The organism is Sphingomonas sp. BK481, from assembly GCF_014194875.1.
GTDB lineage: Bacteria > Pseudomonadota > Alphaproteobacteria > Sphingomonadales > Sphingomonadaceae > Sphingomonas > Sphingomonas aerolata.
The window spans coordinates 1-19,752 of the sequence record NZ_JACIAP010000002.1 but is presented as its reverse complement, the minus strand read 5'-3'; the positions used below and the strand labels follow the sequence as shown (position 1 = coordinate 19,752).

General features: G+C 63.0%; 22 protein-coding genes and 1 pseudogene. 13 read left to right on the top strand and 10 right to left on the bottom strand.

What is annotated here, in order from left to right; genetic code table 11:
- Nucleotides 1-11: 11 nt before the first annotated feature.
- Nucleotides 12-746, bottom strand: a complete 735-nt coding sequence (locus FHY04_RS04105) for a Crp/Fnr family transcriptional regulator (RefSeq protein ID WP_031395205.1) — start codon at nt 744-746, stop codon at nt 12-14.
- A 132-nt stretch (nt 747-878) separates the two neighbouring features.
- On the bottom strand, nt 879-1,592 hold the full coding sequence (locus FHY04_RS04100; protein WP_311723629.1) for an arylesterase: 714 nt from the start codon (nt 1,590-1,592) through the stop codon (nt 879-881).
- A 37-nt stretch (nt 1,593-1,629) separates the two neighbouring features.
- Here FHY04_RS04100 and FHY04_RS04095 point away from each other — a divergent pair, with 37 nt between their 5' ends.
- The 5 genes from FHY04_RS04095 (at nt 1,630) to FHY04_RS04075 (ending at nt 7,414) form a co-directional block, all read left to right on the top strand.
- Nucleotides 1,630-2,349, top strand: a complete 720-nt coding sequence (locus FHY04_RS04095) for an ABC transporter ATP-binding protein (RefSeq protein WP_183935503.1) — start codon at nt 1,630-1,632, stop codon at nt 2,347-2,349.
- Nucleotides 2,346-4,844, top strand: a complete 2,499-nt coding sequence (locus FHY04_RS04090; protein WP_183935502.1) for an ABC transporter permease — start codon at nt 2,346-2,348, stop codon at nt 4,842-4,844. The genes FHY04_RS04095 and FHY04_RS04090 overlap by 4 nt, the downstream gene beginning before the upstream one ends.
- Nucleotides 4,845-4,929: 85 nt before the next feature.
- Nucleotides 4,930-6,135 carry a YihY/virulence factor BrkB family protein gene (locus FHY04_RS04085; protein ID WP_311723626.1) on the top strand — a complete coding sequence of 402 codons (1,206 nt, stop codon included), beginning with the start codon at nt 4,930-4,932 and terminating at the stop codon, nt 6,133-6,135.
- Complete coding sequence (locus tag FHY04_RS04080; protein ID WP_183935501.1) at nt 6,116-6,502, top strand: ribonuclease HI family protein; 387 nt, start codon at nt 6,116-6,118, stop codon at nt 6,500-6,502. Before FHY04_RS04085 ends, FHY04_RS04080 begins: the two co-directional genes overlap by 20 nt.
- 204 nt (nt 6,503-6,706) lie before the next feature.
- On the top strand, nt 6,707-7,414 hold the full coding sequence (locus tag FHY04_RS04075; protein WP_183935500.1) for a Crp/Fnr family transcriptional regulator: 708 nt from the start codon (nt 6,707-6,709) through the stop codon (nt 7,412-7,414).
- Here FHY04_RS04075 and FHY04_RS04070 read toward each other — a convergent pair.
- From FHY04_RS04070 to FHY04_RS04055, 4 genes are all read right to left on the bottom strand, one after another.
- Nucleotides 7,411-8,160: a 3'(2'),5'-bisphosphate nucleotidase CysQ gene (locus tag FHY04_RS04070; protein ID WP_311723623.1), complete on the bottom strand. Its 750-nt coding sequence runs from the start codon at nt 8,158-8,160 to the stop codon at nt 7,411-7,413. The genes FHY04_RS04075 and FHY04_RS04070 overlap by 4 nt on opposite strands.
- On the bottom strand, nt 8,157-10,070 hold the full coding sequence (cysN, locus tag FHY04_RS04065) for a sulfate adenylyltransferase subunit CysN (RefSeq protein ID WP_183935499.1): 1,914 nt from the start codon (nt 10,068-10,070) through the stop codon (nt 8,157-8,159). Before cysN ends, FHY04_RS04070 begins: the two co-directional genes overlap by 4 nt.
- The gene (gene cysD, locus FHY04_RS04060; RefSeq protein WP_183935498.1) at nt 10,070-10,969 is read right to left on the bottom strand and encodes a sulfate adenylyltransferase subunit CysD; all 900 of its coding nucleotides are present in this window, start codon (nt 10,967-10,969) and stop codon (nt 10,070-10,072) included. The genes cysN and cysD overlap by 1 nt, the downstream gene beginning before the upstream one ends.
- A gap of 66 nt (nt 10,970-11,035) precedes the next feature.
- The gene (locus FHY04_RS04055) at nt 11,036-11,251 is read right to left on the bottom strand and encodes a hypothetical protein (RefSeq protein WP_031441137.1); all 216 of its coding nucleotides are present in this window, start codon (nt 11,249-11,251) and stop codon (nt 11,036-11,038) included.
- Nucleotides 11,252-11,468: 217 nt separating this feature from the next.
- On the opposite strand from FHY04_RS04055, the gene FHY04_RS04050 reads away from it, so the two are divergent.
- From FHY04_RS04050 to FHY04_RS04035, 4 genes are read left to right on the top strand one after another with little or no spacing between them, the layout of a single operon-like run.
- On the top strand, nt 11,469-11,762 hold the full coding sequence (locus tag FHY04_RS04050; protein WP_221211641.1) for a 6-carboxytetrahydropterin synthase: 294 nt from the start codon (nt 11,469-11,471) through the stop codon (nt 11,760-11,762).
- Nucleotides 11,762-12,460 (top strand): hypothetical protein, encoded by a 699-nt coding sequence (locus tag FHY04_RS04045; protein ID WP_183935496.1) that lies wholly within the window; start codon nt 11,762-11,764, stop codon nt 12,458-12,460. Before FHY04_RS04050 ends, FHY04_RS04045 begins: the two co-directional genes overlap by 1 nt.
- Nucleotides 12,457-12,606 (top strand): hypothetical protein, encoded by a 150-nt coding sequence (locus tag FHY04_RS04040; RefSeq protein ID WP_183935495.1) that lies wholly within the window; start codon nt 12,457-12,459, stop codon nt 12,604-12,606. Before FHY04_RS04045 ends, FHY04_RS04040 begins: the two co-directional genes overlap by 4 nt.
- Nucleotides 12,603-12,878, top strand: a complete 276-nt coding sequence (locus FHY04_RS04035) for a hypothetical protein (protein ID WP_183935494.1) — start codon at nt 12,603-12,605, stop codon at nt 12,876-12,878. Before FHY04_RS04040 ends, FHY04_RS04035 begins: the two co-directional genes overlap by 4 nt.
- Before the next feature lie 31 nt (nt 12,879-12,909).
- Here the strand turns inward: FHY04_RS04035 and FHY04_RS04030 are convergent, their stop codons facing one another.
- Both FHY04_RS04030 and FHY04_RS04025 read right to left on the bottom strand, forming a co-directional pair.
- Nucleotides 12,910-13,689: a KilA-N domain-containing protein gene (locus FHY04_RS04030; RefSeq protein ID WP_183935493.1), complete on the bottom strand. Its 780-nt coding sequence runs from the start codon at nt 13,687-13,689 to the stop codon at nt 12,910-12,912.
- A gap of 948 nt (nt 13,690-14,637) precedes the next feature.
- Nucleotides 14,638-15,384, bottom strand: a complete 747-nt coding sequence (locus FHY04_RS04025; protein WP_260171316.1) for a Crp/Fnr family transcriptional regulator — start codon at nt 15,382-15,384, stop codon at nt 14,638-14,640.
- 264 nt (nt 15,385-15,648) lie between these two features.
- On the opposite strand from FHY04_RS04025, the gene FHY04_RS04020 reads away from it, so the two are divergent.
- Both FHY04_RS04020 and FHY04_RS04015 read left to right on the top strand, forming a co-directional pair.
- Nucleotides 15,649-15,912, top strand: a complete 264-nt coding sequence (locus FHY04_RS04020) for a hypothetical protein (protein ID WP_221211640.1) — start codon at nt 15,649-15,651, stop codon at nt 15,910-15,912.
- A gap of 192 nt (nt 15,913-16,104) precedes the next feature.
- A complete protein-coding gene (locus FHY04_RS04015; RefSeq protein WP_311723615.1) occupies nt 16,105-16,452 on the top strand; it encodes a hypothetical protein in 348 nt (115 codons plus the stop codon).
- Here the strand turns inward: FHY04_RS04015 and FHY04_RS04010 are convergent, their stop codons facing one another.
- Nucleotides 16,453-16,893, bottom strand: coding sequence for an HIRAN domain-containing protein (locus tag FHY04_RS04010; protein WP_183935490.1), 441 nt, complete (start codon nt 16,891-16,893; stop codon nt 16,453-16,455).
- Between the two features lie 45 nt (nt 16,894-16,938).
- On the opposite strand from FHY04_RS04010, the gene FHY04_RS04005 reads away from it, so the two are divergent.
- Nucleotides 16,939-17,118 carry a hypothetical protein gene (locus FHY04_RS04005; protein WP_159510873.1) on the top strand — a complete coding sequence of 60 codons (180 nt, stop codon included), beginning with the start codon at nt 16,939-16,941 and terminating at the stop codon, nt 17,116-17,118.
- A gap of 314 nt (nt 17,119-17,432) precedes the next feature.
- Complete coding sequence (locus FHY04_RS04000; protein WP_183935489.1) at nt 17,433-17,612, top strand: hypothetical protein; 180 nt, start codon at nt 17,433-17,435, stop codon at nt 17,610-17,612.
- A gap of 681 nt (nt 17,613-18,293) precedes the next feature.
- Here the strand turns inward: FHY04_RS04000 and FHY04_RS22245 are convergent.
- A pseudogene (locus FHY04_RS22245) lies at nt 18,294-18,524 on the bottom strand (hypothetical protein); the annotation flags it as partial.
- Nucleotides 18,525-19,752: the final 1,228 nt, after the last annotated feature.

Here is a 19,752-nt window from a genome sequence, read left to right as displayed (position 1 = left end):
TGGCGCCGTGGTTACGGCGCCGGCGGCAGCCACGCCGTCTCGATCTCGCCGTAGCGGTCGACAAAGCCCGTCCGCCGCATCTGTAGCTCCGGGTCGAGGATCCGGACGCGCCGACCGTTGCGCTCGATCACGCCGTCACGCTCGAGCGCGCGGATCGTCCGGTTGACGTGCACCTTGGTCAAGCCGAGCGCATCGCCGATATCGCTCTGCGTCAGGGGCAGGTCGAAAGAATCGATCACGCCACCCGCGGTGACCCGCAGACGCGCCAGGATATCGAGCAGGAGCGTAGTCAGCCGCTCCGCCGCGCCCTTGCGGCCGATCGAGGTGAGCCGATCGCTCATCGCGACATTCTCGGCCGCGGCGATGGCATAGAGCAGCCCGGCGAGCCGCGGCTGCTGTCGGAAGATCTGGCCCAGATCGGCCTTGGGCAGTTCGGTGACGGTACAGTCCGACACCGCGGTCAGCGTCGCCGAGGCCTGCGACCAGGCGATGCTCGACGTGCCGATCAGGTCGCCGGCATAGTGGAAGCGCAGGATCTGGCGGCCGCCGGCCGCGAGCCTCGCCGCCGAATGCAGCCAGCCATAATGGACGACGAACAGTGCATGGCTCGTCCCGCCCTCGGCCATCAGGATCTCGCCAGGCTTGAGCCGGATCTCGCGTTGCTCGGCGCGCGAGATCGCGGCGCGTTCTTCTTCCGTCAGCGCAAGATGGCGTTCGAGCCGCGCGATCAACCCACTTCGATGCATCGTTCCGCCCCTGCATTCGCCCTTGTCGGCGGCCCCTGTCGGCTGCCCATCTCGGCTGCCCGTTGCGACCGCTCGTGACCCCATGCTCAACCATGCGGTTCGTCCGGTCGTCAACAGGTCGATTGGTCCGTATCAGCCTTTATCGAGCTGTCCCAGAATGATCGGCGTAAATCGATCGGCGATCCGATCGATTCCGCGTGTGTTCGGGTGGACATGATCGCGCTGCATCAGCGCAGCGTCGCCGATCACGCCGTCGAGGATGAACGGATAGAGGCCCGCACCATAGGTTTTGGCAAGATCGGGCCAGATCGTGTCGAACGCCGCCTGATATTCGGGACCGAGATTGGGAGGCGCCCGCATGCCCGTCAGCACGACCGGGATCTTGCGGCGGCGCGCCTCGTCCATCATCGCGGTCAGGTTGGCGCGGGTCTCCGCGGGCGCGATCTGACGCAGCACGTCGTTGCCACCCAGTCCGAGCAGGATGAGATCGGGTTTGCGGGGCAGGCTGTCCAGCGTGAAGGTAAACCGCTGGCGCCCCGCCGCGCTGGTGTCGCCCGAGACGCCGGCATTGACGATCGTCGCGTTGACGTCCTTGCGGCGGAGCGTCGCCTGCAACACGTCGGGCAGGCTGTGACCGCGCGCGACGCCGTACCCCGCGTACAGACTGTCGCCAAAGGCCAGGATCAGGCGCTCGCGACCGGTAGGCGCGGGCGGCATCGCGACCGCCGTACCATCGACGGCCGTGTCGTTGCCCGCGCCGCGGGTGGCCGCCACAGGGGCCGAGCTATCCGCCACCCGATCGCACCCCGCGAGGACCAGCGCTTGGAGAACCGCGGCGACTGCCACATATGAAGGCCTGTATCGCTCCAACGTAAAGTGCTCCATGTCCCGATCAACCTCCGACGATATGGTGATATCGGCCCGCAATGTCACGCTGACGCTCGGCAGCGCGAGTGCGGCGACCGCGATCCTCAAGGGCATCGATCTCGACATTGCGCGGGGCAGCAGCGTGGCACTGCTCGGGCCTTCGGGGTCGGGCAAATCGTCGCTGATGGCGGTGCTGTCCGGGCTCGAACAGGCGAGCGGCGGGCAGGTCGAGGTTGCGGGACTCGATTTTGGCGCGCTCGACGAGGATGCGCTGGCGCGCGCGCGGCGCGGTCGTATCGGCATCGTGCTCCAGGCATTTCATCTGTTGCCGACGATGACGGCGCTGGAAAACGTCGCCGTCCCGATGGAGCTTGCCGGCATGGCCGATGCGTTCGCACGCGCCGCCGATGAGCTGGAGGCGGTCGGGCTCGGCCACCGGACCGGGCATTATCCGACCCAGCTGTCGGGCGGGGAGCAGCAGCGTGTCGCGATCGCTCGCGCGCTGGGACCGCGGCCGGACCTCGTCTTCGCGGACGAGCCGACGGGCAACCTCGATGCCGCGACGGGTGCGGCGGTGATGGACCTGCTGTTCGATCGACGCGCGGCGACGGGCGCGACGCTGATCATCATCACGCATGATCCGGTCCTTGCGGCGCGGTGCGATCGGGTCGTCGAACTCGGTGACGGGCGTATCGTCCGCGACCAGTTGCGGTCCGTGACGGGCGCGGGGGCATGACCGACTGGCGGCTCGCCTGGCGTCTGGCCAGGCGCGAGCTCAATCTCCGGTTCCGCGGCCTGCGACTGCTGCTTGCCTGTCTGTTCTTGGGGGTCGGCGCGCTGGCGGCGATCGGCAGCCTGACCCGCGCGATCGACGGCGAACTGGCAAGTCGCGGGAGCACGATCCTGGGCGGCGACGTCGAATTCGCCACGTCGCAGCGCGCCGCGACGCCCGAGGAGCGCCGCGCGATGGCCGCGCTCGGCACCGTATCGGAGACGGTGCGCATGCAGGCGACGGCGGTTCGCGGTGCGGCCAGCGTCCCGATCGAACTGAAGGGCGTCGACCGCGCCTATCCGCTCTACGGCACGGTCCGGTTTGCCGATGGTGGCGTAGCGGAACCGCCCCGTGACTCGGGGATCTGGATCGCGCCCGCGCTCGCCGACCGGCTAGGCGTCGGCCGCGGCGCCCGGATCCGGCTGGGTACGGCCGAGTTCGTGGTCGACCATGTCCTCGCCGAGGAGCCTGACCGGCTGGGCGAAGGCTTCACGCTGGGGCCCGTCGCGATCGTTTCGCTCCCCGGGATTGCGCGGACCGGCCTGATCCAGCCCGGCAGCCTGTACGAAACCAAATATCGCGTCCGCCTCACGTCGGGACTCGCGCCAACGCGCGCGGTCGATCGGATCAAGGGGGCATTCCCGTCCGCGGGCTGGGAAAGCAAGACCCGCGACCGTGCCGCGCCCGGTGCAGAACGCTTCGTCCAGCGAATGGGCCAGTTCCTGTTGCTCGTCGGCCTCTCCGCGCTCGTCATCGCCGGTATCGGCGTCGGGAATGGCGTCTCGTCCTATCTCGCCGCACGGCGGCAGAGCATCGCCGCGCTCAAGGTGCTTGGTGCGACGTCCGGGATGATCGCCCGGGTCTATCTGATTCAGATCGTCGTTGTCGCCGGGATCGGCATTCTAGCCGGTTTGATCGCCGGCGCCGCGGCGGTGCCGTTGATCGTCGCGCTCGCGGGCGACGTGCTGCCGGTCGCGCCGAGCTTTGCGGTGCAGCCCGTGCCGCTGCTGCTTGCCGCCGCTTATGGCATGGTGATCGCGCTGGCCTTTACCGCGCCAGCACTGGTCGAAGCCGGAAGTGTGCCGGCGGTCGTGCTGTTGCGTGGCAATGCCGGCCAGCGGCGCGTACCGTTGCGCCGGACGCTGCCGTGGGTTGCCGGTGGCGGGCTTGCACTCGTCGCGCTCACGCTGCTGACCGCGGAACAGCCCTGGCTCAGCGCGGGGTTCCTTGCGGCGGTCGCGGCCGTGCTGCTCCTCCTCGCCGGGTTCGGCTGGCTCATCCGGATCGCGGCTGCGCGATTGCCGCGAGCGCGCCAGCCTTTGCTCAGGCTTGCGGTTGCAGCACTGCACCGTCCCGGCGCTCGGACCGGCACGCTGGTCGTTGCACTTGGTCTGGGGCTGACGCTGTTCGTCCTGCTGGCCGCAATCCGGACGAGCATCGACGCGAATATAGCGCGGACCGTTCCGCAGCGCGCGCCCGCGTTGTTCGCACTCGACGTCCCGCCGCAGCGCGAAGCCGAATTCCGCCGCACGGTCGCTGAGGCCGCGCGCAAGCCGGTCGTGACCACCGTGCCCGCGATGCGCGGGACGATCACGGGCTATGCCACAACGCGTGTCGCCGATCTCAAGACCTTGCCCGAAGGCGCCTGGGCGCTGCGTGGCGAACGCGGCTTGACCTATGCCGAGACGCTGCCGGACGGCAGCCAGATTACCGCGGGACGCTGGTGGCCGCGCGGCTATGCCGGGCCGCCGCTGGTGTCGATCGACGAGCGGCTGGCCAAGGTTCTCAGTCTGAAGATCGGCGATCCGATCCAGTACAGCCTGCTGGGTGTCGAGCGGAGCGCGCGGATCGCGTCGTTCCGGCGGATCAGCTGGGATACGCTCGGCTTCAACTTCGTCATGGTCTTCTCGCCCAACGCGATCGCCGACGCACCGCATAATCTGGCGGCGACGATCGATCTCAACCGTGGCGAGGAGGGGGCGGTGATGCGTGCGCTGCTCCCGCGGTTTCCGTCTGTTTCGGTGATCGAGGTCCGCGACGTGCTGGGGCAGTTGCGGACGATCGTGGGGCAGATGGCGACCGCGATCACCGCGGCGGCGTCGGTCGCGATCCTTGCCGGTATCGCTGTGCTGATCGGCGCGATCGCCGCGGCGCGCGAAGCCCGGACCTATGACGGGGTGATCCTGCGCACGCTCGGCGCGACGCGTCTCCAGGTGCTCGGCGTCCAGGCGCTCGAATATGCGTTTCTGACGGTGATCCTGTCCGCAGTGGCGCTGCTGCTGGGGCTGGGGGGGGCGTGGTATGTCGTCACGCAGGTCTTCGCGTTCACATGGCTGCCGAGCTATCCGGCGGTGTTCGCGACGCTGATCGTAGGTGCGGGGCTGACGATGGCGATCGGGCTGATCGGGGCCTGGCCGATCCTGAGTGCGAGGCCGGCCAGGGCGTTGCGCGACCTCTGACCTGTTCCGGCCGCGGCACGAAATCGCGGCCGCGGCGTTTGCAAGGGATCGGGACGGCGCGATGGGCGGCCAAGGGGATCTGTGAGTGAGTAATGCAGTGGCAAACGGCGACGCACCCGTCGACGCGACAAGCCCGTGGTCGATGTCGATGGCCACCTGGTGGTCGGTGCTGAAGCGCAGCTGGGCCGAAGCCAGCGACGATAATATCGGCCTGATCGCCGCGGGCACCGCCTTTTACGCATTCGCGGCGATCGTGCCGCTGCTCGCCTCGATCGTGCTGATCTACGGCCTGGTCGCGGACACGGCGACGGTCGTCGCCAATATCCGCGGCCTGTTCCAGGTGCTGCCGGCGGACGCCGCCAAAGTCATCGGCGACCAGCTCGCCACCGTGGTCGGCACGTCGGAGGGCAAGAAGGGGTTCGGGCTGATCTTAGCACTCGCGCTTGCGCTCTATGGTGCGTCGAAGGGGGCATCGTCGATCGTCACGGCGCTCAACATCGCATATGAAGAACGCGAGACCCGCGGGTTCTTCGCGCTGTATATCCTCGCATTCTCCATCACCGCGGGCGCGGTGGTTCTGGCGCTGACCGCCGCGCTGTCGACCGCGGCCTTCGCATTGCTCGACAGCATGATACCGGGGGCTCCCGATTTCGTCCTGACGCTGCTGCGGCTTACCAGCTATGCGGTGCTGGCAATGCTCGCCGTCACAGCAGCGGCGTGCCTGTACCGGTACGGGCCGAACCGCGCGCATGCCAAATGGGCGTGGCTGACCCCGGGGTCGCTTGCAGCGACGCTGATCTGGCTCGCCGCGACTATCGGCTTCGGTTTCTACGTCGCCAATTTCGGGAATTACGGCGCGACCTATGGCTCGCTGAGCGCGGTGGTCGTGCTGCTGACCTGGCTGTGGCTGTCCGCCTATGTCTTCCTGCTCGGCGCCGAGCTCAACGCAGAGCTTGAGCATCGCACCACCCGCGATACGACCACAGGGCCCGAACGCCCGGCCGGTGCGCGTGGCGCTGCCGTTGCCGATGCGACCGTGACGACGCCCCCGCCATCACACACGCCCGATATGGCAGAACCGCGCCGTGGCGTGCGAACCGCGCAGACCGCGGCCGCATCGCGGGCCGCGCGCGCGCCGATGCCGTCAGTTCTGCTCGCGGTCGGCGGGCTGGGTGCGCTGCGTCGGGGGTCCGGCAAGGCAGGCATGATCCTGCTGGTCGTCGGCGGCGCGCTCGCCTGGGCGGGCCGGACGTCTCCGGATGGTGACGACGATGTCCAGCGTTCCGCTTAAGCTGTTCTTCGACGGCGGATGTCGTCCGAACCCGGGGCGCATCGAGATCGGCGTCGTCGTTCGCGGCGTGACCCATATCCTGGACGACTGCGGGCACGGCACCAACAGTGATGCGGAATGGCTGGCGGCGATCCATGCGCTGCGAGTCGCCCGCGAGCTTGGCGCGGTCTCGGTCGATCTGCGCGGGGACTCCGCGCTGGTGGTGGGGCAGGCGCGTGGTACTGCGCGCTGTCGATCGGCTGAGCTTCGCGCGCACCGCGACGCCTTTCAGACGCTCGCGGCGACGTTCGAGACGGTGAAGATCCGCCATGTCGGCCGGTCCCACAATCTTGCCGGGATTGCGCTGGCCCGCCTGCATCCGCGCTGAGCGGCAGGCCCTCTAACCAACCCCCGATTGACAGTGCTGGTCGTGGCGCGCCAGCCTGCTATAGCGCTACCATCGTTGGTCCGTTCCTGACCGCCGACGACAGAGAGATGCGCGCGCTCCCGTCACACCGACTGGAGAACTGCGTTGGCCATCGCTCCATCGTCCCCGACCCCCGCAAAGACTGCATCATCGCCTCTCGCGCTGATGATCCGGAAGCTCGAAACCCATGCGACGCTCGACCGACGGGATCGCGAGGCGATCCAGGCCCTGCCGCACCATGTCCGCACCTTCGACGCGTCGGCCTATCTGGTCCGCGAGGGCGACAGTCTCGAGCATTGCTCGGTGCTGGTTTCGGGCTATGCGTTTCGCAAGAAGGTCACCGGCGACGGGTTGCGGCAGATCGTGTCGCTGCACATTCCCGGCGAGCCGCTCGATCTCCAGCATCTGTTTCTCGATCTCGCGGACCACAACGTCCAGACGCTGACGCGCGCCGAGGTGGCGATCATTCCGCGCGCGGCGCTGCAGAGCCTGGCCTTGTCGCATCCGGCAATCGGGCACGCGCTGTTCGTCAACACGCTGGTCGAGGGATCGATCTTCCGCGAATGGGCGCTGAACGTCGGGCGGCGCGACGCCCGGACCCGGCTGGCGCATTTCCTGTGCGAGTTCGCGGCGCGGCTCGACGCGCAGGGTCTCGACGGGGCCAGGGGCTATGAATTGCCGATGTCGCAGGAACAGATCGGCGACGCGCTTGGGCTGACCGCGGTCCATGTCAACCGGACGATGAAGCTACTCGAAAGCGAGGGACTGATCGTCCGCACAAAGCGACGGATCGACATACCAAGCTGGACCGCGTTGCGCGAGGTCGCGGACTTTTCGAGCCGCTATCTCCACCTGCGAACGAAGGCCGGCTAGTCGCGCGCGGCAGCCAAGGCCTCAAGAATCGACGCCGCGAGTTCGGGACGGCAGATCAGCAGATCGGGGAGCAGCGGATCGACGCAGTTGTAGACCAGCGGGCTGCCGTCGATCCGCGACGCATGCAATCCCGCGGCGATTGCAACCGCAGCCGGGGCGCAATTGTCCCACTCATACTGGCCTCCGTCATGCAGATAGGCGTCGGCCCGGCCATCGACGACGGCCATCGCTTTGGCACCCGCAGATCCCATCGGCACCATCGTCGCCCCCATCGCGACACCGACGCGACGGGCGATGTCCGGCGCACGCGAGCGGCTGACGACGATCCGCAGCGGTTCGCCAGCGGGTGCCCAGGGCCGTGCCGGATCGTCGGTCGCGAAGACCGCGTCGCGCGCAGGCACGGCGACCGCACCGACGCGCGGGACGCCATCGATCGCGAGGCCGATATGCACCGCCCAGTCGTCGAGACCCTCGGCATATTCGCGCGTGCCGTCGAGCGGGTCGACGATCCAGACGCGCCGCGCCGCACAGCGGCTGCGATCGTCGAGCGATTCTTCGGACAGGATGAAATCGTCCGGGCGTTCGGCGCGCAGCCGGTCGATGATCAGCATATTGGCCTCGTGGTCGCCCGCAGCCCCCATCGCCGCCCCCGCGATCGTCCCTCGCGCCCGGATTTCCTGCAGGAGCGCGCCTGCCTCTAGCGCCACCGAGCGCGCGAGTCCGGCATCGGTCAGGTCGGTCGTCACAGGTCGTAGCTCCAGACGCCGATGACATGTTCGACGATGCGCTCGGCTGCGGCCTCCGGGCTCTCGCGGGTCGTATCGATCCGGATGTCGGGACGCTGCGGCGCCTCGTACGGGCTCGATATGCCGGTGAAATCGGCGATCTCGCCGGCGCGTGCCTTGGCGTACAACCCTTTGACGTCGCGCGCCTCGGCAGACGCAAGCGGCGTGTCGACGAAGATCTCGACGAACTCGCCCGGAGCGACCATCGAACGCACCATGTCCCGCTCGGCGCGGAACGGCGAGATGAACGCGGTCAGCACGATCAGCCCGGCATCCGCCATCAGTCGTGCGACCTCGCCGATCCGGCGGATATTCTCGATCCGCCCGGCTTCGGTGAAATCGAGGTCGCGGTTGAGCCCGTGACGGATATTGTCGCCGTCGAGCAGGAAGCTGTGCCGGCCGAGCGCGAACAGCTTCTTCTCGACCAGGTTCGCGATCGTCGACTTGCCCGAGCCCGACAGGCCGGTGAACCAGAGAATCATGGGCGACTGACCCTTTTGCGCGGCATGCGCCTCGCGCGTGACGTCGATCGACTGCCAATGGACGTTCTGGGCTCGGCGCAGCGCCGATCCGATCATCCCCGCCGCGACGGTCGCATTGGTGGCGCGATCGATCAGGATGAAGCCGCCGAGATCGGCACCGTCGGCATAAGGCTCGAACACGATCGCGCGGTCGGCATAGACTTCCGCGACCCCGATATCGTTGAGCGCGAGCGTCGAGGCGGACAATTCGGCCTGCGTGTTCACGTCGACGACGTGACGCGGCGGCTGGACCGTCGCCCCGACGACCTGCGTGCCGAGCTTCAGCTGATAGCCGCGGCCCGGTACCAGCGGCGTGTCGGACATCCAGACGATGGTCGCGAGGAACTGGTCGGCGGCCTCGGGCGGCGCATCGGCGGCGGCGATCACGTCGCCGCGCGAGCAATCGACCTCGTCGGCGAGCACGATCGTCACGGACTGGCCGGCGACCGCCTCGGTCAGGTCACCGCCGAGCGCGACGATCCGCGCGACGGTCGTCGTCTTTCCCGACGGGACGACGCGGACGCTGTCGCCGGGGCGCACGGTGCCGCTGGCGATCATGCCGGCAAAGCCGCGAAAATCAAGATCGGGGCGATTCACCCATTGCACGGGCAGCCGGAAGGGCTGCGCCTGGCGCGCGTCGACGTCGATCGGCACGGTCTCCAGATGCGCGAGCAGCGGCAGACCGGTGTACCAGGGCATCGTCGCCGCTTGGGTCGCGACATTCTCGCCGGTCAGCCCCGACAGCGGGAACGCGGTGAAGCGGTCGATACCGATCGACGCGGCAAAGGCGCGATAGTCCGCGACGATCGCGTCGAACCGCGCCTCGTCATGGCCGACCAGATCCATCTTGTTCACCGCAAGCACGATCTCGCGGATGCCGACAAGGTGCGCCAGATAGCTGTGACGGCGGGTCTGGGTCAGTACGCCCTTGCGCGCATCGATCAGGATGACGGCAAGGTCCGCGGTCGACGCGCCAGTGACCATGTTGCGCGTATATTGCTCGTGCCCCGGCGTGTCCGCGACGATGAACTTGCGCTTTTCGGTCGAGAAAAAACGATAGGCGACGTCGATCGTGATGCCCTGTTCGCGCTCCGCGGCAAGACCGTCGACCAGCAGCGCGAAATCGATATTCTGACCCTGCGTGCCGACCCGGCGGCTGTCCGCCTCGAGTGCTGCGAGCTGATCCTCGAAGATCGTCTTGGAATCATAGAGCAGCCGGCCGATCAGCGTCGACTTGCCGTCGTCGACCGAGCCGCAGGTAATGAAACGCAGCATCGATTTGTTCGCATGCGTATCGAGATAGGCGTCGATATCCGACGCGATCAGCGCCTCGGGCGTATAGGCGGACATCAGAAATACCCCTCGCGCTTCTTCTTCTCCATGCTCGCCGCCTGATCATGGTCGATCGCGCGGCCCTGACGCTCGCTGGTCGTCGTCAGCAGCATTTCCTGGATGACGTCGGGCAGCGTCGCCGCCTCACTTTCGACCGCGCCGGTTAGCGGGTAGCAGCCGAGCGTCCGGAAGCGGATCGACCGATCGACCGCGACTTCGCCTTCGCGAAAACGGAACCGTTCGTCATCGACCATCAGCAGCATCCCGTCGCGCTCGACGGTCGGCCGCGGCGCGGCGAAGTAGAGCGGGACGATCTCGATCCCTTCGGCCAGGATATATTGCCAGATGTCGAGTTCGGTCCAGTTGGACAGCGGGAAGACGCGGATGCTCTCGCCCTTCGCGATCCGCGTATTGTACAGACGCCAGAGCTCTGGGCGCTGCGCTTTCGGGTCCCATCCATGGCTTGCCGAGCGGAAGCTGAAGATGCGCTCCTTGGCGCGGCTCTTCTCCTCGTCGCGCCGCGCGCCGCCAAACGCCGCATCATAGCCGCCCGCGGTCAGCGCCTGCTTCAGCCCGTCGGTCTTCCACATGTCGGTGTGGCGGCTGCCATGGTCGAACGGATTGATCCCGAGCGCTTCCGCCTCGGGATTGGTGTGGACGATCAGTTCCATCCCGGCTTCCGCTGCAGCACGATCGCGCAGGTCGTACATCGCGCGGAATTTCCACGTCGTGTCGACATGCAGCAGCGGGAAGGGCGGACGCGCGGGGAAGAACGCCTTCTTCGCCAGATGCAGCATCACGGCGGAATCCTTGCCGACCGAATAGAGCATCACCGGGCGCTCGGCCTCGGCGACGACTTCGCGCAGGATGTGGATGCTCTCGGCTTCGAGGCGTTGCAGATGTGTGAGCCCGGTCATTGCGTCCCAGATAGGCCCGCGGACGCGGTGTGCGACGAACTTATACTGTTGGCCGCAAAAGCGCGATCAGTCGCGCGACTGGTCGACCGAGTCGATCAGCCGCCCGCCCGCCATGAACACCGCGGTCGAACAGGCCGCCGCGAGCAGCCAGCCGCCATAGCCGGGATACTGCTCCAGATAATGGCTGCCACGTTCGACCGCCCCGAGACCGAGCCCGTAGATGACGAGATACGCCTCGAACTTGGTCTTGATCACGAACAGGCGGCAGAAACGTTTCCACATTCCGGCAACCTAGCAACGCTCGTGCCAAGCGCGCAATTGCGCCGTTTGCGCAGGGTCGGAATTGGTTATTTGTCAATTAACCCGACACGGCAGAACTCTGCGCTTCTGACGCGAGAATACCGGAAAACCTCCGCTGTTTCCACCGAGACGAAGGGTGTGAAATGGAAAACCGTCAGAGCCTCAATGCAGTTAATTCGCGGTGTCCGTCGTGAGGACGTTGACCGGCGTCGGCGGCATATTCTGCGCCGCCCACCGCGACCTCAAGTCAGGTGCGCTCCACGGTCATAGCTGGGAAGTGACGGCTTGGTTCACCGGGCGGCCGAACGCGGCGCATCGGCAAGAGCAGCTTGCCGCGATCCTACGCCGTCTCGATCACACCGAGCTTGGCGTTGAGCTTTCGTGGGGTGAAGACATCGCTCAGCGGATAGCCGAGCGGGTCAACGATAACATGTGTGTGCAGGTCGACGTGTCTCGCCCGCTCGAGCGTATCTACGCGCGGTGGGAACGCTGATGGCAACCGTTTATCACGGCACGCCGGTGACGCCCGCTCCCGCGCTAGACGCCGTTTCCGGCCGATCGTTCTGCGTCAGCTACTATCGGCCCGATAGTGTCGAGGCGGTCGAGGCGATGGCGCCGCATATCATGTATGACAACGGAGCGTTCAGCTTCTGGATGCAGGCCGTGCGGGCTGGCATTGACCCAATTGAGGCAGGCCGCTCCGACTGGACCCCGTACTATAATTGGCTTGCGGGCAGGCTCTATGAAGCCGGGCGCTGGGCGGTGATCCCTGACCGTCCTGCCGCACCGTCCCAGATCAACGACGGCTTATTGAACGACTGGCCATACGGTCGGTCGCGAGGCGCGCCAGTCTGGCGCATGGATGGCCCGCTCGACCGCTTGGCGCGCCTATGCGAGCGGTACGATCGGGTCTGCCTTGGTTGGATAGGTGACCCGAAGCGTGAGCCTGTCGGATGTGATGCGTATCGTCGGCGCATGGACGAGGTCGCGGCGCTTCTGGGGAATTACTGGCACCCCCTCCACATGCTCCGCGGTGTCGCGGTCGGTGGAGACTACCCGTTCGTGAGCTGTGACAGCACCAGTCTCGCTCAGAACCATCACCGCTACCGACTTCGTCTGTTCGCCGGCACGCCTGACGAGTGGTCGGGTGTGCGGGCATATGCCGATAAACTCGAAAGGATGGCGGCATGAAGCCAGACTGGACAGCCGAGGAGACAAACGCCGCGATCTCATTGCGGGCGAGCGGTCTGGCCTATTCCGTCATCGGAAAGCGGATCGGGCGTACCGCGCAAGGCGTGAAGCGGCGTCTGCAATACATTCGGGAGCTCGCCGCATGACCCTCGTCATCCTCGCGCTGGTCAGCTTCGTCCAGGTCTTCGCCCTCGGGTTCCAGAGCAAGAACGTCAACCACGGCAATTATGGATGGGCCGCCGGGACGTCGTTCTTCATTGGGATCTCGCAGGCGGCGGTCTGGCGGCGGATCACCGGCCCCGACGCCACCTCGACCAGATGGTCGGGGACGGGGTCGTCGGACTTTCCGTCAAAGCTGAGGGGAAGTCTAAGCCCCGAAGTCCAGCCCTTCCTCATCAAGATAGAACACGGCAACTGAAGGTGCGCAGGCTCCTGCCTGCGCACGATCTTTAAGCTGCACGCTTGCGGCTTGCTCGATCCGCCTCGACGGCTGCCCGAATTGCTGCCGCGCCTAATCCCGCAGCTTGAATGCACTCGGCATTGCCATGGCAATTCTCTTCTTCGATCCGCTCAGCCGCCAACGACTCTGCTGCCATGATGAAAGCGAGGTCAGAACTGTTGAACTGATCACGCAAATTCCCCTTCTTGAAACCGCGCTCTGCGCGCAGCTTATACGATGGGGCTCCGAGCAAGTGAGTATACGTTGCCTCTGTGCAATGCATGTACCCCTTTTCTTCGACACCGTGATCTTTCAAGGCGTCCGTAAATGCCACCCGCTTGGATCTCGAAAGCGCTCGCACGCCCGCCCATTGATTGGCTTCGGCGCTCGCACGCTGCAAAATGTCATCAGCGAGCGTTTCATCGGCGGCCCGATAACGAAGCCATACCTCGCGGACCTCTACCTCTAAAGCAGGGCTCAGATATCCGGCGTACGCGGCTGCTACTACGGGGTGAGCAAATGTGCCCTTGTTACCCCGGCCCGGCTTGGCATAGATCACAGCGGCTTCGTCATCATTCGACATATTATCAGAAATTCTGATCTTTTCCGCGAGGGCGGAAACTAGCCGCTGCGCTGCCTTTCCAATTCTCCAATGAGCCGGCTTTTGAGAGGTATCTCCCTCAGCAGCAGTCCATAGGTCGTCGAGACATATCCAACCGCGCTCATCTTCGGTGATTGAGCGCCCCCGGATCGTCAGCTGATACTGTCGGTTGTCGTCGGTCTGGGTCATATAAAGGGTTCCTTATATCCCTTTGGGAGGAACCTTGACCGACCTCGAGGTACGGAATATACCCTTTGGCGAACCACGGCAGTGCTCCTCCCTTAAGGTGTGCTGTTTACCAGGAACCGCATTTGGGTCTGATCACCTACGTGCGGTTTCTGCGTTTCAGGCCCGGTGCCTTCAACTTGTTCTGAATACGTGACGGTGGTTGCCGATGCAAGTTTGCGGCTCGCCGGAAAACTCACGTTCGTAACGCCGTCAAGCTCTAATGTAAGCGCGACGCGCGGATTCCTCGGGGTTACGCGATAATCAAGAGACCAATTGATCGCTTGAAATATTTTCCCTCGGTACAACTTTTGTTCTCGGAAGCAGCGAATCGGTATCTAGGCTCCCCATTCTGGCCCTTTCTCGTCAGGATAGCATCCGCGAGACTTTGCGTGTTGAGCGGCGCATAGGTGCGCGAGCTGGGTAGCCGGGGATGGAGTGTTCGGTGAATCCGTTGAAGATCGTCGTTTTCATCATTTGGAGCGTCGGGTTCGTACTTAGCGGCCTTATCGTGCTATCCCTCTTCACGATGGGCGACTGTCTAGAAGGCCCGAAACATGCGGCATGCGTGATAGCGACGAAGAGAACTTTTTGGGTGATAGCGACCATCGAACTAGTGGTTTACTTCAGATTGACGTGGTCTCTGTTTCTGCCAAGCGGGCGCAAGCGGTAGGCAAGTAGCGGCCCGGTTTAGGCTCCCCACTCGGGGCCTTCTTCGTCCGGATAGAACGCGTGGGAATCGTAAACCGGTCGCTGCGCCGGCCGCGCGTGATGGGGAGGCGGGCGCTTCGGAACATCGGGGACCGGGTCGGGCAGGGTAGGGACACCATCTCCGAACCGTATGCGGATGTATGCGCCGCTTCCGTGCATCGCCTAAAAGACGGCATCGCGTCCGCTCAACCTCTTCTCCGTTTAAGGAGCATGCTCTGGTCTGGCAAACGAATGAGACAGGTAGTCCGGGTCAAATTCCCCAAGCCTAGCAAGTCCGTCATAGTCAAGGATTTGGATACGGCGCTTGTCTACTACAAAGAGGCCTCGATTACGAAGCCATCGCAGTACACGATTAACGTGAACGCCTGTAAGCCCTGTCACCTCGCCAATGTCAGGCTGGGTCAATGGAAAGTGAAACGCGTTATCCGTGACCAGGCCGACCATGTCGAGGCGCACGTATATCTCGCATAAAAAGTTTGCAATCCGTGCTTCTGCACGATGTCGTCCATGCGAAAATATCCATTTCCGATGTATTGCGGCGTCTAACAAAGTGCTAAACCAAAAAGCATTTGCGAGGCGGGGCGATTTTTGTGTTATATCCGTCAAGTCTTGACGGTCAAATGTGGCAACCTTAACCTCACTAATAGTTACGATGTCATGATCAAGTTGCTTTAACGGCAACGCGTGGAGATCAACAAAGTCACCAGGTACATGTATTCCGACCGCTTGGCGCGCACCGGTCTGGTCGTTTTTATATCTGCATGCGAAGCCTTCTAGAAGCAGTGTGCTTTTGACCACCTCTTCCCCACGGCATGCTAACGGCTCTCGCGCTGGAACCTCGATTACGTTGGCAATTTTACTTTCGATCATTCTTATTTCCTCGATCGAAAGCTGGTCGCGTCCGCGCCCCATGAGGAATTTATGTGAAATCACTGGATCAACGCTCAAACGCCCGTCTTGACGTGGTTAAAAAGCACATTGATTGATATTGTGAAATTGACGCAGGTTGAGGCGGGCAAGCTATAAGGCCCTAACAAACATCAACCTAAACGGTCTTGCGGGAGGTAACTCGTTCCAGCGTTTGGCGGTGGGCATACGTTAGCCACGGCCGATCGGTATATGCGCGAGGGGCTTGCCGTTCTCGATCGGGGCCCTCTTTCTCGAGAGAGCCGCACTCGACAAGTTCATCTAATTTCGTGCTGCCGTGGATCAATGCTTGGAACGATCCGCAGCCACTGGCCGCTGATTGCCGGTGGGAGAATCGGCATGCTGATCACCTTACGAGCTGAAGTTTTATACGTCTCGGCCAATGAGGGGCTGGTGCTGATCGACGGCCCTGGCCTCGCTGTCACACTCGACATTGAAGCGGCGTCAGCGCTGTCCGATCAGCTGCTTGCCGGATGCACCTTGGCTCGGCAGCAACAGCGGGCAGCGATCGGTCAGGCACCCCACTCCGACCCATGCTCGTTCGGCTAGAACGGGCGCTCACATAGCTAGCGCACAAAAAAAGGGCAGCCTAAGCCGCCCAAGGTAAGGGGTGATGCCGATGCCGACAGAATTCCATCAGCGGGCAAGGAATGGGGTAGAGCAACTGTCCCGATATGCCAAACCAATTTTGTTTAATCGAAGCTGCGTAGGCTCTGGGCGCAACCCGGCTAAATAGCCGGCATGATAGCATTGCCTAAAAGCCCTGTCCTTGAACCGGAGAGCGGATCAGTCGATGCTGTCGTTGTGCGGCAGTTCCTCACTTTCGAGGATCCAATGGCGCTAGATAGGACCTTCGACATGAGCATCCAGAACGATCGTCTACCGGACCTTGAGGAACCCTGCAGAGCGTGCGGAGGAACGGGAAATTCATCGCCAGCCCAACCTGGTCAAATGAGGGCGAGCTTTCATTGTGAAGTCTGCAAAGGTTACAAATTGGCTTCGACCGAAGCAGGTCAACAGCTTATTGAGTTCATCAGCCGGCGATTCCGCATCTCCGACTACGAGGTCCAGCGGGATATGTTTGGCTGATCACGCTCCCCACTCGGGTCCTTCCTCGTCAGGATAGAACGCGTGGGGATCGTAGACCGGTCGCTGCGCTGGCCGCGCCTGGCGAGGAGGCGGGCGCTTCGGCACATCGGGGATCGGGTCGGGCAGGGTAGGGACACCGCCTCCGAACCGTATTCGGATGTAAGCGCCGCTTCCGTGCATCGCCTGGAAGACGGCGATCGTCTCGCCTTCCTTCATCCGCTTGCCAATGAGCGGCGCGCGCTCGGCGCTGACATAGCCTAGCTGGGTGCCGCGATCGCTGAAGATGGCAATGGCATTATTGTCGAACGGGTTGGCCGGCTCGAGGCGCAGCTCGACCGCGTCGCCCGGGGCGCAAAGCATGCACTCCATGCGCCGGTTGCTCTTGCTCTTGTCCTCGTTTGGAAAGTCGATGCCGACAATGGATGTGGTTAATTCGTCCATAAGGATGGTTTGCCTTAATCGGTCGGCCCCGCATAGGTTTCGCGTATGATCACTGACCGAGAAGTCTGGCTCAAGGCGATGGCGATCGTCGAGACCTATGGGACGCGAGAGGCGGGCTCGGCAATCCGCGCCATTGTGAACAGTCTCGACGAGGAGCCCAGGTGGAGCGAATGGCTCCAGGTTGCCGCTGCCGTCGACGAGATCGCCGAGGCCACCCCGCAATGACCGATCCGAACCCCATGAACTCGAGAGCATACGGTTCCTTGGTTTGAGCGTGTTGGCGAATGGTGCTGATCCATGTGATTGACCTGCTGCCACGCTCAAAGTCGAAGCGGCGTTTCCGCTGTCCAATCAACATCTCGTCGGCTGCGCCATGGTCCGTTAACGACCGCATCACGATGACGAGGCGGAACTGTCAAAATCAGCCCCGTCCGCACAGAAAGCTGCATGAATTAACGTATGTTGTGAACGCGGTATCTAATCAAGGATGGCCGACCGGTGATAATGTATTCTCCTATTGATAAGTTAGGAGTCTACAAATGGCTGACACGCTGCGCATTAACCCGTTCACCGCGATTGCCGTCGAGGGCGCGGTTTTAGTGGAGGCTGGTGGATACGCTATGGCGATGACACGCGAAGCAGCTTTGGCCTCAGCGAAGGATCTGTTGGCCGCGTCCGCTCATGCCAAACGGCAGGCTGCTGTGCGTGGGATCAGTTAGTCGGCCAAGTTATGCCTAGGGTAGTTGGGAATACGCGCATTCCCGACAAACGTACGCGCTGACAAAAAGGAACATACATTGATTTTAACCCTGATTGTCGAAGGATGGCTTGGCCTCTGACGATCTACTTTGTAGCAAAACCACCTATGAATACGCCCTTTGGACACGACGCAGAAATTTTGCGTTCCGCGATCGCATGGGCGCTTCATGTCGCCGACGCATCTAACAATCCGCTAGTGGCTTCTTTTTTGGCCGATGCACTTCACCATGCCGAAGATGGTGCCTATGGATCTTGCGCCGCCACTGGTGCAAATTCACTAGGTTGGAACGCGGGTGCGTTGTCTCCCGAGCGTTGAGTTAAATCAAAAATTCGGGTTTTAGCGTGCGCTTCAGGCACCATCTTGAGCAGTGCCGCACGCATTGCTTTTACGGCGTCCCGTTTCCCAACACTTTTGCCGCGGGCCTCAGTGATCGCGTCGCGTTCGTCAGCCCCAAGCGCTCGCCCTAACTGTCGCTCATAGTACGGGACGAACTTGCTGGGCTTCATATTGCAAACATACGTCAAACCGCACTCGAAGACCAATGTTAAGCGCTGAACTCGGGCCCAGTTGGTCGGGGTAGAATGCATGGGGTCGTCGACCAGTCGCTGGGCCGGCCGCGCCTTGCGGGGAGGCGGGCGTTTTAGAACAGCGGGGACCCGGTCGGGCAGAGTAAGCACCCCGCCTCCGAACCGGATCCGGATGTCGGTGCCGCTTTTGTGTATCGCCTGGAAGACGGCGATTTCATCTGCTTGCCGATCAGCGGCGCACCGTCAGCGCTTGCATAGCCCATCTGAATGCCGCGCTCGTTGAAGATGGCAACGGTGTGCTCGTCGTACGGGTTGGTCGGCTTGAGGCGCAACGCGACCGCTGGTCCAGGCGAACACCGCGCGTACTACATATGCCGGTGCTCTTGCTCTTGTCCTCGCCCGGGATGTCGATGCCGACAATGGAGGTGGTCAGTTCGTCCATTGTGGGGATGTAAGGTTTTGCCCCTCGTATCGGACGGTCTAAATTACTCTGTGCAACGGCGACTCGACATCGATGGAATTAAGATGAACGATCTAAAAACATGGTTTCAGCCAAAGGTTGTCGGAATAGGATGGACGCCGCGAACGTGGGAGGGTTGGGCACTCATTGCGGCCGTGATTGCCGTTGGAGCACTCGTCGGAAGACTGGACCCTTAAGGCAGCTCATTGCGCTGTGCAGATAGTTTACCCGGATCGGCCGCTGACACATGGCCTTGCTCGATGATGAGTGATCGAGAAGTGTGGCTGAAGGCGTGGGCGGTCATCGAGACACATGGCCCGCGAGAATCCGCGCCCGTCGTTGCTATGCTGCTTGATATAATGGGTGATGATCCAGACCACTACGATTGGGCGCGCGTCGCTGCAGCTGTCGATGCGATCAACGAAGGGCCGTTGCAGTAGTGTAGCGTAACGAACGCCTTTGATTGATTATCTGGTAGGCGGTCTGTTTAAGACTGCGTACAGCGCTATGTAAAAGGCAGTGAAACCCCTTGGCCTTGCTCATCGGCATGCACTGATGAGATGCCGGTAAGGATATGACGCGGTCGCGAACGCAAAAAAATGCCCGGCTCGGAAAGCCGGGCATTTTTAACGCCAGCCGTTGTAAGGATCACCATTGTCTTAGTCACGGACTTGTTTACACCCTGCGAGATGTGTCAATGATAACAATGGCTATTCCTAGGCTGATGACAATGTTACCCGCGGATGGGCTTGCCGATTGGCCAGTAGCGCATTTGAACCCCCAAAGTTAAAAGTGCTCGTCTTTCGACAAGGGGATTTATGCATTACAACTGTTGAGTAATTGCGACTTCATGCGGTTAAAGTCGATTAACTGCAAATTTTTGCTGCCGATGCTGCCCGCGCGTTGCTGACTTCGGCATATGCGCCCGATCGACGCAGCTGCTGCACAATGCCGTTGAATGCGGCCGTCACACTCTGCCTCCGACCGATTTAGTTATCCTGCTGCGTGCCCTCCCAAAGGTCGTGTCCCGGGTGGTGGTGTAGCTCAGCGGTAGTGAAGCTGACCGGCCGCGCGCTATCATCCAGCGCTGTAGCGGCCGGTCAGGTTCACGG